Raw genomic sequence first — 13,149 nt, 5'->3', positions numbered from 1 at the left:
CGAGGCGAGCCGGGAGTGCATGGCGTTGCCGGTGGCGCGTAAGCTCAAGAGCGACGACGTGCTCGCGGCGCTGGCCGAACTGTTCGTCACGCGCGGCCCGCCCGCGCATATCAGGTCGGACAACGTCCTATGTGGGGAAGCAGCGGCGGGTTTTGGCCAGCAGATCTCTATACGCCGACAAGGGTCGGCGCTGCATGCATTGTGAGCCAGATGGCTTCCACCGTCAACGGGATCGCTCCCTGCCATAGCAAACACAGGATCCAGCGGTGCAGCGGCAGCCGTGGTCCTCACCATCCTTAAAACGAGATACGCACCCAGGTGGAAGGCCCGAACATTATCTACAGGGTGGCGCGATGCGCCCTCACGGCACTTGCAGAGAGGGGTCCTTCCACCTGGCGTCCGACCGTTCGAGGAACGGCCGGTACTCTGTTCCCGTCTTGACGACGGCGTGAGCCACGCGCGCCATCTTGGCGGTGAGCGCCGTCATCGCCTTGCGGCGACGATCGGCATCATCCGCGTGCCCGGCGACATATCGTCCGAGCTTGTCGCGGAAGCTGTTGTCGCGCTGACGCGCGGCGACCTGGGCGGCCATCCAGAAGGTGCGACGCAGGCGAGCGTTGCCGTACTTGGACAGCTTCGTGCGGCCGCGGAACGTGCCGGACTGGCAGGTCGCGAGATCGAGGCCGCAGAACTTGAGGAACTGGCGATGGTGGCTGAAGCGGCGCAGATCGCCTGCCTCGGCCAGGATCGTGAGGGCGTTGATGGGGCCGATGCCGGGGATCTTGCGCAGCAGCTGGTAATCGACGTGTTCGGCGAGCCGGGCGTGGGCAAGCCGCTCGATCTCGTCGCGCTGGCAGATGAGGCTACGTCCTTGCGCGATGACCATGCAGAACATGGTGATCGCGGCCGAGTCCGCTGGCACCGGCAGCGCCGCCGAGCTGCAGGCGGTCTCGTATACATCGTTGATCAGCCGGGCCTTGGAGACCTTGCGCCCGATCAGTGGCCATGCCTGCGCTGAGAAGGCTTCCCGATCGAGCGCGGTGATGCTCGCCGGAGTCGGGAACCGCTCGATCAGCGCCAGGAACCAGTCCGAGCGGCTGTTGCCGGCGAAGCGGGCGATCTCAGGAAAATAGAGCGGCAGATAATGCGTCAGGATGCGATGCCAGGTCTGGGTCTTCATCTTCGAGACGACCTCGTGCGTCTTGGAGAGCTCCTGAAGATCGTTGATGCCGGCAGCGAGCGGATCGACATAGCGCTGGGTGGCGCCGATCCGCAGCATGTGCAGGATCACCTGCGCGTCCTTGGGATCGTTCTTGTCCCAGCCATTGTGCAACGCCTCGCGCGTTCGCGCGAGCGCAACCGATGAGATAAGCCGCAACTCGAACCCGGCGGTCAGCAGACGATGCGCGAGGGTCCGATGGTAGTTGCCCGTCGCCTCGAAGCCGATCACGATGGGCCTGCCGATCGCGGCAAGCTGCTCGGCAAGCCCGTCATAGTCCGCCTTGGTCGCGAGCACCGTCATGCGCCTGCGTCGGCCGCCCTCCGGACGCTCGATGAGAACTTCCTGACGGTTCTTCGCCATATCGATCGCTACCAGCACGGCGCCAGCGGGTGTAGAATGGAGCTTGGTCATGGTCGGTCGGCCTCCAAAGTGTTGTCTCGACAACTTCACTTTAGACACCTGCTGGCCGGCCATGGCTCGCCCTGATGAAGCCTGCGGCCGCTTCGCGGCCTTGTCTCCATCAGGGCCTTGGCGGCTCCCGATCCAGCCCTTCCCAATGTGCTATGGCCCGGAGTTTATCGCCACGGCGGTGCAAGAATGGCTGGCGAAGGTCGGCGTGAAGACGCTCTACATCGCGCCCGGATCGCCATGGGAAAATGGCTATTGTGAATCGTTCAACGGGTCGCTGCGCGATGAGCTGCTCAACGGCGAGATCTTCTACTCGTTAGCCGAGGCCCGGATCCTGATCGAGGCGTGGCGGCGACATTACAACACCGTCCGGCCGCATAGCTCGCTCGGGTATCGACCGCCCGCGCCGGAGGCCGTCCCATCTCCAGTGTCGCCCTCCGGTTCCGCTTCGCTCCACCTACGGCCAACACTGGAGATGGAAGCGTCAATGCACTAACAATCCGCTCGGACCACTCGGTGGGGGCTGGTCACGCTCGCGGTCGAGCATCAGCGCAACATCGTGGATCGTGCGGAACAGCAGCCGTCGAACGAGCCGCCTGAACCACCAATAGACCGTCTGCCACGGTGGAAAGTCGTTCGGCAGCATGCGCCAGCCGCCGCCCGTCCGGGCAAGATAGCGCAGCGCGTCGAGCACCGCGCGAAGGTCGGTCGCCGGCTTCTGCCCACGCTTGGGCACCGAGGGCAGGAACGGCTGAATGAATTGCCACTCCTCGTCCGTCAGATCAGTCAGGTAGCGTTTCGCTCGCTGCTCAAATCCAGCCATCCGGCCACGGCTCGCTCGGGTCCACATCCCGAGCTTGAATCACGCCACCGCCGCCGCTTCAACCCATTCTCAAACGGTCTCTTAGCTCCCCTGGGGTCAGCGTCCCGCCGCATTACTTCATCAAGAGGACGAGCGTGATCGACTCCGCTGCGCGGTCGCGACTTTGTGAGAGGAAGCACGTGCTGCCGCTGAGGCCCCGTTCGAACGTTGCAGAGGCGGCAGCCTGGCTTCAACTCTCGAGCGCCTGTTCCAGATCGTCTAGAATATCGTCGATATGCTCAATGCCGATCGACAGGCGGACATAGCCTTCGGACACGCCCGCTGCGAGTTGCTGCTCGGCGGAGAGCTGTGAATGGGTGGTGGATGCGGGATGAATGGCGAGACTCCGCGCGTCACCGATATTGGCGACGTGGTAGAACAGCTCAAGCGCGTCGATGAACCGGCGCCCGGCCTCCAGGCCGCCGGCGAGCTCGAATCCGACTAGGCCACCGAAGCCGCCTTGCAGATAGGCTTCCGTGCGTTCACGCTGGACGCCCTGATGGAGCGAAGGATGGATGACGCGCGTTACCTCGGGGCGCTGTTTCAGGAAGACCGCGACCTTCGACGCGTTCTCGCAATGACGCTGAATGCGCAGCGGCAGCGTCTCCAATCCCTGGAGGATCTGAAACGCATTGAACGGGGACAGGGCAGCGCCAAGGTCGCGCAGCAGCACCACGCGAGCGCGCAGCGCGTAGGCGATAGGTCCTAGCGGGCGCGCCGCCTCGGACCAGACCGCGCCGTGATAGCTCTGATCGGGCGTGTTGAGCAGCGGCTGGCGCTCAGGGAACGCCGCCCAATCGAAGGTGCCACCGTCGACGATCATGCCGCCGATCGAGGTGCCATGGCCGCCGATGAACTTCGTCGTCGAATAGACCACGATAGCGGCCCCGTGATCGAGCGGACGCGCAAGAAGCGGCGCAGCGGTGTTGTCGACGATGAGCGGAATGCCGAGCGGCCGGCCGGCGGATGCGATCTCGGCGATCGGGGGGACGACCAGCTTGGGGTTGGGGAGGGTCTCGATGTACCACGCACGAGTGCGCCCGTCGCTGGCGCGAACGAACGCGTCGGGATCGCTCGGATCGACGAACCGCGCTTCGATGCCCATGTCGCGTAGCGTGTTGGCGAACAGGTTGTACGTTCCGCCATAGAGGTCCGTGCCGCTCACGATGTTGTCGCCCGCACGGGCGAGGTTCTGTATCGCGTAGGCGGTAGCAGCCTGACCCGAAGCGACCGCGAGCGCCGCCGCGCCGCCCTCCAGCGCCGCAATGCGCTGCTCCAGCACATCGGTCGTCGGGTTGCCAAGGCGGGTGTAGATGTTGCCGAGTTCCTTGAGCGCGAACAGGTTCGCGGCATGCTCGGCATCGCGAAACTGGTAGGACGTCGTCTGGTAGATAGGGGGCACGACCGCGCCGGTCGCAGGGTCGGCGCGCCAGCCCGCATGCAGGGCCAAGGTCTCCGGACGATGATTCTGTTTTGGCACGGTAGAGTCTCCTGCACGCGAAATGGCGGTTCGTTGGAGAGTTTAAGTGGGACATGGCAAGTCGGGAAGCATTCTCTACCCAGGAGAATCGGTGCGGATGCAGCGCGCGTCAGCCTTCAGTTCGGACGAATCGGACTGAACGACGATATTTGGGTCGTCAGCTTCCGTTGATGCCCGACTGCCGATGAATGGCGGCTATTGCACGTGTCAATCTTGGAAGCCGCCAGTCCGCTCACGTGAAGAGTTTCGGGCGCCGGCAGGCGTACGAAAGTCCCCGAGGTACGAACCCGCGGGCCCCAGCGGATGATCTATGGGGATTTCGCCTTTCGGCTGATCTTGGCTGGCGAGTGAGCTGCCGTCGCAGGGGCGGGGTGCTCGTGCGACCTAGCCGTTCGCATATCGTTGGACGGATCGATCCCGCATGGGTCGGGGCCGGAAGGAGCGTGGTTGTGGTCGTCCTGGCAGGCCGGCACAAGACGGGGCATTAGCCGCAGCATGGATGTCGCGACCGTCGAAGGCGATGGTGCGTGCCGGGTCACGCGGCGATACTCCCGATTGCGGGTGCTGATCGCGGTGGGGCGCGGGGCTGGCACCAGCGAGCGAACGCTTCGATGACGATCATGTGCCCGCCGCAGCACGGGCATGGCGGGCGGTGATCGATCGGCTCTTCGATCCCAGCGTCGTCGGGCGGCGGCGCTACCCCGAGCAACGTGCGCGCGTGCGCGAGGCTGGCCTTGCGGGCGGAGCCGGCGAGCAGGCCATAATGGCGGATGCGGTGGAACCCGCGTGGCAGGACATGGAGCAGGAACCGGCGGATGAACTCGTCTGCGGCGAGCGTCATGACCTGATGCCGGTCGGCACCGGCGCGGCGGTAGTCCTTGTAGCGGAACGTGACGCCAGCCGCGTCGAACCGGATCAGCCGGGTGTTCGAGATCGCGACGCGATGCGTGTAGCGCGACAGATAGGCGAGCACAGCCTCGGGACCAGCGAACGGCGGCTTCGCGTAGACGACCCAGCGCTTCTTGCGGATCGGCGCCAGGTGCCGCAGGAACGCGCGGCGATCGGCGAGGCCAGCCATGCTGCCATAGAAGCTGAGCCGACCGGCGTCGTGCAGCGCGATTAGCCGGGTGAGGAACAGCCGGCGGAACAGTGCCCCGAGCACACGCACCGGCAGCAGGAACGCCGGGCGCGATGATATCCATCGGCTGCCATCGAGCGCGATACCGCCGCCCGGCACGATCATGTGGACGTGGGGATGATGGGTCAGCGCCGAGCCCCAGGTATGAAGCACGGCGGTAATGCCGATGCGCGCGCCAAGGTGCTTAGGATCGGCGGCAATCGTCAGCATGGTCTCTGACGCCGCGCGGAACAGCAGGTCATAGAGCAACGCCTTGTTGTGGAACGCGATCTCCGCCACCTGCGCAGGCAGCGTGAACACGACATGGAAGTAGCCGACCGGGAGCAGATCGGCTTCGCGCTCGGCGAGCCAGGTGCGTGCGGCGGCGCCCTGGCACTTGGGACAGTGCCGGTTACGACAGATGGTGTATCGCGGCGGCTGCACTTCGAAGCTGGATGAAAGGGCAGCCCCGTCACGTACGATGCCTGGATTGAGGTCGAGCCTGACCTCGTGCATCGAGGAAAGGAGCAACAGCGATGGCGCATTTTGTAGGTCTGGACGTCTCAGTTAAGGAGACGTCGGTGTGCGTTGTGGACGATACCGGCAAGGTGCTGTGCGAGCGCAAGGTGCCGACCGAACCGGATGACATCGCCGTCCTGCTGACGTCGATTGGCGGTGACTATGTCAGGATCGGTATCGAAGCTGGCCCCTTGTCGCAGTGGCTGATGAGCGACCTTACGGGGGCAGGGCTGCCGATGGTGTGCGTGGAGACGCGGCACATGAAGGCGCTGCTGAAAGCTCAACAAATCAACAAGTCCGACCGCAATGACGCCCGCGGAATAGCGCAGATGATGCGCGTCGGCCTGTTCAAACCGGTGCATGTGAAGACGCTTGCTGCACAGGAGCAGCGGATGCTGCTGACGAGCCGCAGGTTGATCCAACGCAAGTTGCTGGACATCGAGTGCGACATGCGCGGCACGTTGCGCAACTTCGGCCTCAAGGTGGGCACGGTCAGCACGGTCTTATATGAAGCTCGGATCCGGCACCTGGTCGAAGGCTTTCCACGGTTGGCGGCGATCGTCGAGCCGTTGCTGACGGTCCGGCGCGTGATGCGTCAGCAACTGGCCGCGCTCCACAAGATGCTCCTCGACGTCGTCCGCCATGATCCGGTGTGTCGACGGTTCGTGACCGTACCGGGTGTCGGCCCGGTCGTGGCTCTGACGTATCGCGCGTCGGTCGACCAGCCACACCGCTTCCTTCACTCGCGGGCGGTGGGTGCGCATGCCGGCCTGACACCGAAGCGGCACCAATCGGGCGAGATCGACTATGACGGCGGCGTCTCCAAATCCGGAGACGTCATGCTGCGCACGATGCTCTACGAGGCGGCACAGTCGATGCTCACCCACAGCAAGAAGTGGTCGTGGCTGAAGGCTTGGGGCATGCGGGTTGCCCAGCGACGTGGCATGCGCCGGGCCACTGTCGCCGTCGCCAGGCGGCTCGCCGTCATCCTCCATCGTATGTGGATCGATGGCACCGACTTCCGCTGGAGCAACGATTCCGCCGTTGCCCAAGCGGCGTGACAGCACGGCCTATGCACTAACGAGATCAACCGGTTCTGCCTCGGCAGGAAGATGTCCTCACGGGGACGACGGGTGGCGTGAGTTCGTTATAACAGCCGATCCTGCCGCTACGCGGTAAGGCCGCGCGACAGATTGAGCCGCTCCATCCTTCTTACCCCATCATGAGGCGGCGCGGCGCCGACCTCGAAGAGAAGCAAGAGCCCCGTGCGGCGACATCAGTCTGGACAGACCAACGCGAAGGTGGTGCGCTATGGCCTAATCATACTTGACCAGGCCCGCGATAGAGAAGCTGTTATAGGCGATCCGCCAGTGCCCGCAGTCGGTGCAGGCCTCGACGTGACCGCCCATCGCAGCGGTGCGGCAATGCTCGATCGCCGACATGATCTTAAGCTGGTGCAGGCTCAGGTGCCCGGCATGGGCGGTCCGATAGGCAGGACCAGCGGTGCGGAAGATATCGGCGACCTCGAGTGAGGTGCGCACCGGCTCAGCCGGAGGGCGCCGCCTCGGGCATGAACAGGCCGAGCTTGTCGAGCGGGCTGGTCACCGCGCGCACCGTGCGGGTCGCGACCTTGGTATAGAAGGCGGTGTTCTCGAGCTTGGCATGGCCGAGCAGCGCCTGGATGATGCGGATATCCACGCCATCTTCGAGCAGATGGGTGGCGAAGCTGTGGCGCAACGTGTGCGGACAGACGCGCTTGGTGATCTCGGCGGCCCGCCCCGCCTCGACCACGATGCGATGGAGCTGGCGCGTGCTGATCGGCTTCATCGCGTGCTGGCCGGGGAACATCCAGCCGTCGCGGTGCATCACGCCCTGTTGCTGGCCCAGCTTCCACCACTGCCGCAACAGGACGAGCAGATCAGCCGGGAGCATGGCGTTGCGATACTGGCCGCCTTTACCGCGTTCGACCCGTAGCAGCATGCGCTCGCTATCGACGTCACGTACCTTGAGCATCGCGACCTCGGCGACGCGCAGGCCGGCGCCATAGGCGACCGACAGCGCAGCCTGATGCTTGAGGCAGGTCGTGGCGCCCAGCAGGCGCGCAACCTCGTCGCGGCTCAGCACGACCGGCAACTTGCGCATCTGCTTGACCCATACGAGCCGCCGCGCGAGATCCGGCCGGTCGATCGTGTGGTTGAAGAAGAAGCGCAGCGCCGCGACGATGCTGTTCATGGTCGGCACCGCCACGCCGTTCTCGCGCTGCTCGATCTGGAACCGGCGCAGATCGTCCGCGGTTGCCTCGTCGGGAGGGCGCCCGAGGAAGGTGGCGAACCGGCTGACATCGCGGATGTAGTTACGCTGCGTATCGCGCGAGAAGTGCCGCATGGTCATATCGTCCATCAGCCGCTGGCGCAGCGGGCTGACGGGGGCGGTAACGGGGACAAGCTCGTTCATCGGTCGACTCCTGGTTGAAGGAGTCGCAATGCTCTGCCTGCGACGCGCGTCGCTCAATCCAGGCGGAACATCGGCGTCTTCGCCGCTACCTCACCGCCAGCGCCACTCCCGCGGAGCGGGTTCGTACAACGGCCCATGTTCGGTCGAAGGCCACGAGGCAATCGCGCCGATGAGTCTTCCCGTTCATCTGAGGCGATGCTGATCCGGTTAGTGAGGATTCGCGCACGTGCGCAGCGCTTCATCCTAGGCAAAGTGCGTGGATCCTATAGGGGACCTATAGCGAATTTTAGGATCCCGATCGGGGGCTACACCCCAAAAGGGAAGCGTAAGTAACTGATTCAGGGGAAGATTTTGGTGGACGCACTTGGGCTCGAACCAAGGACCCGCTGATTAAGAGTCAGCTGCTCTACCAACTGAGCTATGCGTCCATTCCGGGCGGTAAGGGGCGCCGCGGGGCGCTTCCTGTCGTCGGGAGCGGCGCGCCTAGCATCCGGGTTTTGCGATTGCAACACCCTTTGCCTCGAAAAACGTCACCAGCGCGTCGTCGCGCGGTTCAGCCGGTTCTGGCGGTCGAGCGACATCAGGATGCCGATGCAGATCAGGATGGTCATCTGTGCCGATCCGCCGAAGCTGATCAGCGGCAGCGGGATGCCGACGACCGGCGCCAGCCCCATCACCATCGCCATGTTGATGAACACGTAGAAGAAGATCGTCGTGGCGATGCCGGCGGCGACCAGCTTCCCGAACTTGCTGTTCGATCGCACGCCGACGACGATGCCCCAGCGGATCAGCAGGCCATAGGCGATGATCACGAACAGGCCGCCCATCAGCCCCCATTCCTCCATCATCGTCGCCAGTGCGAAGTCGGTATGACCTTCGGGCAGATAGTCGAGATGGCTCTGCGTGCCGTTGAGGAACCCCTTGCCGAAGATGCCGCCCGAGCCGATCGCGATCTTCGACTGGCTGATGTGATAGCCGGTGCCGAGCGGGTCGCTCTCGGGGTCGAGGAAGGTGAGCACGCGGTTGCGCTGATATTCGTGCAGCACATAGTTGACGAGGATCGGAACCGACACCGCCAGCGCCAGCCCACTGCCGATGAACAGCCGCAGCGGCACACCGGCCAGGAACATGACGGTGATGCCGCCGGCAGTGATCATCAGCGCGGTGCCGAGATCCGGTTGCAGCATGACCAGCGCGGCCGGCACCGCGATCATCGCGAGCGCCGGCCAGATCGCGCCGAATTTGCGGATCTCTCCCGCGGGCAGCATGTCGTAGAATTTGGCGCAAGCGAGGATGATCGCGACCTTCATCATCTCCGACGGCTGGAGACGGATGAAGCCGAGGTCGAGCCAGCGCTGGCTGCCGCCCGCGACCGCGCCGAGCAGCTCGACGCCGATCAGCATGACGAGGAAGATGCCGTAGAGCGGGAAGGCGAGCGTCGACCAGATATTCTCACGCACGCGCGACAGCACGAGCGCCATGCCGAGAAAGACGAGGAATCGCGCGCCTTGCGGCTGCGCCCATTTGAGATCGCCGCCGGCTGCCGACAACAGCACCAGCACGCCGAACCCGCCAATCGCGCAGACCAGCAGGATCACCAGCCAGGGCAATTGCGCTAGTGGGGCGGGGACGAAGCCCGGGCCGGTGTTGAGGCGGTTCATTCGTCCGGTCCTTGCGGGGAGGGCGATGCCGCCGGGGTTGGGGTTGCCGTCGGGGTCGCGGCGGGCATCGGTGTGGCCGTGGCGCTCGGCGTCGGCTGCGGCAGCGGGGACGCCCCCGGCGTGGGCTTGGCGGCGGGCAGGCCTTGCGCGGCGCGGAAGGCGGCGTCCCTCGTGGCCATGCGCGCGCGAATGTCGCCGCCCCAGCCATTTTCGAGCACGGCCAGCGTATCGAGCGCCTTCTGCTTGTCGAACAGGAAGGTCAGCACGTCCTTCGCCACCGGCGCCGCCGCGCGCGCGCCGCCCATGCCATGCTCGATCACCACCGATGCCGCGTAGCGCGGATTGTCGACCGGCGCGAAGCAAACGAACAGGCCGTGGTCGCGATACTTCCAGTCGCCGCCCTGGCCGCGGTTGCGGTCCATGATCCGGCGCACCTGCGCGGTGCCGGTCTTGCCGCCCATGCGGATGCCGTCGAGCTGAAGCTTGGACGCGCCGGCGGTGCCGTGACCGTTGACCACCTCGTCCATGCCCGATCGGACGATGGCGAGGTGCTCCTCAGGGAAAGCAAGGCGGCTTGCGGGCTTGCGCTTGCCCGCGAGCAGCGAGGGCAGCAATTCGCGGCCGGATGCGACGCGCGCGGCGGACAGGGCGAGCTGGAACGGGCTGACCAGCACATAGCCCTGACCGATCGCGGCGTTCAGCGTGTCCGCCTGAGTCCAGTCCTGCTTGTAGCGGCGCATCTTCCACGCGGTGTCAGGAATGGTGCCGTAACGCTGGGAGGGCAAGGGCAGCTCGAACTCGGCGCCGAAGCCGAGCTTGCGCGCGGCGGCGGCGATCGGCTCGATCCCGATCTCGCGCCCGAGCGTGTAGAAATAGGTGTTGCAGCTGCGCGCGATGGCGGTGTGCATCGTCATCGGGCCATGACGGCCAAGACAGCCGAAGCGGCGATTGCCGAGCTGATAGCCGCCATTGCAATAGATCACGCGGCTGGGATCGACCCCCGCGCCGAGAATGGCGAGCGCGGTGGCGGGCTTGAAGGTCGAGCCGGGCGGGTAGAGGCCCTGCAGCGTCTTGTTCATCAGCGGCAGATGGTCGTCCTGCGACAGCATCTTCCACTCGCTGCGGCTGATGCCGTCGGAAAGGGCATTGGGGTCGTAAGCCGGCATCGACACCATCGCGAGGATGTTGCCGTTGGTGACGTCGAACACTGTGCACGAACCGGATTCGTTGCCGAGGCGGCGCGCCGCAAATTCCTGCAAGCCGGCATCGATCGTGAGGCGGATGGTCTGGCCCGGCTCGTCCGGCCGCGTGGCGAGCTCGCGTACCAGCTTGCCGCGTGCGGTGACCTCGACGCGCTTGGCGCCGGCCTTGCCGCGCAGCGGGCCTTCGAGCATCTTTTCCAGACCGTCCTTGCCCAGCTTGAAGCCCGGTGTGACCAGCAACGGGTCCTTGCTTGCCTTGAACTGTTCGGCGGTCGCCGCGCCGACATAGCCGACGAGATGGCCGACCGCCGCGCCCGCGGGATAGTTGCGCGCAAAGCCGCGCGTCGGCGCGACGCCGGGCAGCTCGGGCAAGCGCACGCTGACTGCGGCGAAGCGCTCCCAGTCGAGATTTTCGGCGACCTGCACGGGCTGGAAGCCGGCCGCGCCCTTCAGATCCTCCTCGATCCGCGCGAGATCCTCGGCGGTGAGCTTGAGCAGGTCGCGCAGCTGCGCGAGCACCTGACCCTTGCTCTCCTTTTCCAGCCGGTCGGGGATGATGTCGACGCGAAAGTCGGTGCGGTTGTTGGCGATCGGCGCACCGTTGCGGTCGACCAGCCAGCCGCGCCGCGGCGGGATCAGCGTTAGATTGACGCGATTGCTCTCCGCCAGCAGCTTGTACTTGTCGTTCTCATAGACTGCGAGCCAGGTCATGCGCCCGGCCAGCACGAGTCCGGCGGTCGCCTGAATGCCGCCCAGCAGCACGGCGCGGCGCGAGAAGCTGTAGCTTTGCTGCGCCTCGCTGATCATCCGCACCGGGCCGCTCATCGCGCGCGCCGCTTGCCGTCGAGCCGCGAGACGAACCGCGAGAGGACCGGAAACAGTGCGATCGAGATCAGCACCTGGATGAGCAGCACCGTATCGACATGCGCGCCGAGCGGCGCGGCGACCAGCCGCCCACCGATCAGGCAGAAGCCGATCGCGCCCGCGGCCAGCAGCCAGTCTTGAAAAAAGTCACGCCACACGATGCGCGTATCTAGCACATCGATCAGGATGCACGACACCGTCCAGAACAGCATCGAATTGCCGAGCGGCTGGCCGCTGACGAGATCGTCGGCAAAGCCCAGCAGCACCGGCGCCCATGGTTTGAGCAGGTCGGGGCGGTGCAGCCGCCAGGCGAGCAGCATCATCAGCCCGAACGGCGGCAGGATCGGGAACGACGCCTTGAACGGCGCCAGCGTGACCAGCGAGCCGAGCACGATGCTGAGCGGGGCGAGCCAGCGCGCGCGCGCCGAGGTGTCGGCCTTGCCTAGCCCGGCAAAGGGCGATCCGCTCACCGCGGCGCCGCTTCCGGCGCGCGCGCGCCGCCGGTCGTTGGGCCGGCTTCGGGAAAGAAGGGCTGCTGGACGAGCGCGAAGTCGAGCGAATCCGGGCTGGCGAGCGGGGCGGCCTCCGCAATGTCGCGCGAGCGTCTGCGCACGCGCGCGACCGCGATATTGGGCGGAAAGACGCCGCCGGTGCCCGAGGTGACGAAGGCGTCGCCCGGCTCGAACAGCACTTGCGCCGCGCCGGCCGAGCGGATCTCGATCAGCCCGTCGCCGCGGCCGGCGGCGATCGCGGGCAGGCCGTCGCGCAGGCGGCGGACCGGGACAATGCTTTCGGGATCCTGGATCAGCAGGACGCGCGCGGTGTTGGGGCTGACCTCGACGATGCGCCCGATCAGCCCGTTGGGGCCGCGCACCGGCTGGCCCGGCCGCACGCCCTGCCACGATCCGGCGTTGAGGGTCGCGAAGCGGCGCGTGCTCGACGCGGTGGAATAGACGAGGCGGGCGGCGACCACCGGATCGGCGGCGCGGTCGCGGACCTTGAGCAGCTGGCGCAGGCGGCGGTTTTCCAGCGTGGTCGAGCGGGCCTGCTCGACCAGCACGCGGTTGGCCGTAACCTCGGCGCGCAGCCGCTCATTCTCACCGCGCACGCCGAAATAGCCGGAAATGCCGCCCGGCACGCTGCTGATCCCGCGGCGCGTCCAGTCGAGCCCCGACGCGATCGGGGTCACCAGTTCGGAAAAGGCGCCGCGGACCGCCGCATAGGCCGGGGGGTTGAACATCGACAGCAACAGCAACACCGCGCCGACCAGCACACCGCCGCCCGCGATCATGTAGCTGATGAAGAGGCCGTATTGCGCCCGCCGCGAAAATCCGGGGCGCCGGTTATTGGGCGGCGCCAT

General features: G+C 65.9%; 7 protein-coding genes, 1 tRNA gene and 6 pseudogenes. 3 read left to right on the top strand and 11 right to left on the bottom strand.

The features are described 5' to 3' along the window. Window positions 1-124, top strand: a pseudogene (locus tag M9978_RS21865) (IS3 family transposase); the annotation flags it as partial. Between the two features lie 245 nt (window positions 125-369). On the opposite strand, the pseudogene M9978_RS21860 reads toward M9978_RS21865, so the two are convergent. Then, window positions 370-1,633: pseudogene (locus M9978_RS21860) on the bottom strand (IS110 family RNA-guided transposase); the annotation flags it as partial. A gap of 154 nt (window positions 1,634-1,787) precedes the next feature. Here M9978_RS21860 and M9978_RS21855 point away from each other — a divergent pair. Continuing rightward, window positions 1,788-2,126, top strand: a pseudogene (locus M9978_RS21855) (integrase core domain-containing protein); the annotation flags it as partial. A 12-nt stretch (window positions 2,127-2,138) separates the two neighbouring features. Here M9978_RS21855 and M9978_RS21850 read toward each other — a convergent pair. The 3 genes and pseudogenes from M9978_RS21850 to M9978_RS21840 form a co-directional block, all read right to left on the bottom strand. Continuing rightward, window positions 2,139-2,480, bottom strand: a pseudogene (locus M9978_RS21850) (transposase); the annotation flags it as partial. A 202-nt stretch (window positions 2,481-2,682) separates the two neighbouring features. Further along, a complete protein-coding gene (locus M9978_RS21845) occupies window positions 2,683-3,972 on the bottom strand; it encodes an O-acetylhomoserine aminocarboxypropyltransferase/cysteine synthase family protein (protein ID WP_254297107.1) in 1,290 nt (429 codons plus the stop codon). Window positions 3,973-4,507: 535 nt separating this feature from the next. After that, a pseudogene (locus M9978_RS21840) lies at window positions 4,508-5,509 on the bottom strand (IS91 family transposase); the annotation flags it as partial. A gap of 116 nt (window positions 5,510-5,625) precedes the next feature. Here M9978_RS21840 and M9978_RS21835 point away from each other — a divergent pair. Next, window positions 5,626-6,669 (top strand): IS110 family RNA-guided transposase, encoded by a 1,044-nt coding sequence (locus tag M9978_RS21835; protein WP_254297105.1) that lies wholly within the window; start codon window positions 5,626-5,628, stop codon window positions 6,667-6,669. Between the two features lie 288 nt (window positions 6,670-6,957). Here the strand turns inward: M9978_RS21835 and M9978_RS21830 are convergent. The 7 genes and pseudogenes from M9978_RS21830 to M9978_RS21800 all read right to left on the bottom strand — a co-directional run. Next, window positions 6,958-7,149 (bottom strand): annotated as a pseudogene (locus M9978_RS21830) (transposase zinc-binding domain-containing protein); the annotation flags it as partial. Window positions 7,150-7,153: 4 nt separating this feature from the next. Next, window positions 7,154-8,062: a tyrosine-type recombinase/integrase gene (locus M9978_RS21825; RefSeq protein ID WP_254297103.1), complete on the bottom strand. Its 909-nt coding sequence runs from the start codon at window positions 8,060-8,062 to the stop codon at window positions 7,154-7,156. 352 nt (window positions 8,063-8,414) lie between these two features. Beyond that, window positions 8,415-8,490: transfer RNA gene (locus M9978_RS21820), tRNA-Lys, on the bottom strand. Window positions 8,491-8,592: 102 nt separating this feature from the next. After that, window positions 8,593-9,723, bottom strand: a complete 1,131-nt coding sequence (gene rodA / locus M9978_RS21815) for a rod shape-determining protein RodA (RefSeq protein WP_254297101.1) — start codon at window positions 9,721-9,723, stop codon at window positions 8,593-8,595. Then, complete coding sequence (mrdA, locus tag M9978_RS21810) at window positions 9,720-11,750, bottom strand: penicillin-binding protein 2 (RefSeq protein WP_254297099.1); 2,031 nt, start codon at window positions 11,748-11,750, stop codon at window positions 9,720-9,722. The genes rodA and mrdA overlap by 4 nt, the downstream gene beginning before the upstream one ends. Continuing rightward, entirely contained in the window at window positions 11,747-12,259 is a 513-nt protein-coding gene (gene mreD, locus M9978_RS21805; RefSeq protein ID WP_254297098.1) for a rod shape-determining protein MreD, read from the bottom strand. Before mreD ends, mrdA begins: the two co-directional genes overlap by 4 nt. Further along, entirely contained in the window at window positions 12,256-13,149 is an 894-nt protein-coding gene (locus M9978_RS21800) for a rod shape-determining protein MreC (RefSeq protein WP_254297096.1), read from the bottom strand. Before M9978_RS21800 ends, mreD begins: the two co-directional genes overlap by 4 nt.

The sequence above is a fragment of the Sphingomonas tagetis genome, assembly GCF_024211275.1.
Lineage (GTDB): Bacteria > Pseudomonadota > Alphaproteobacteria > Sphingomonadales > Sphingomonadaceae > Sphingomonas > Sphingomonas tagetis.
The sequence above is the reverse complement of the archived record's forward strand: the minus strand, read 5'-3'. Positions and strand labels throughout refer to the sequence as shown.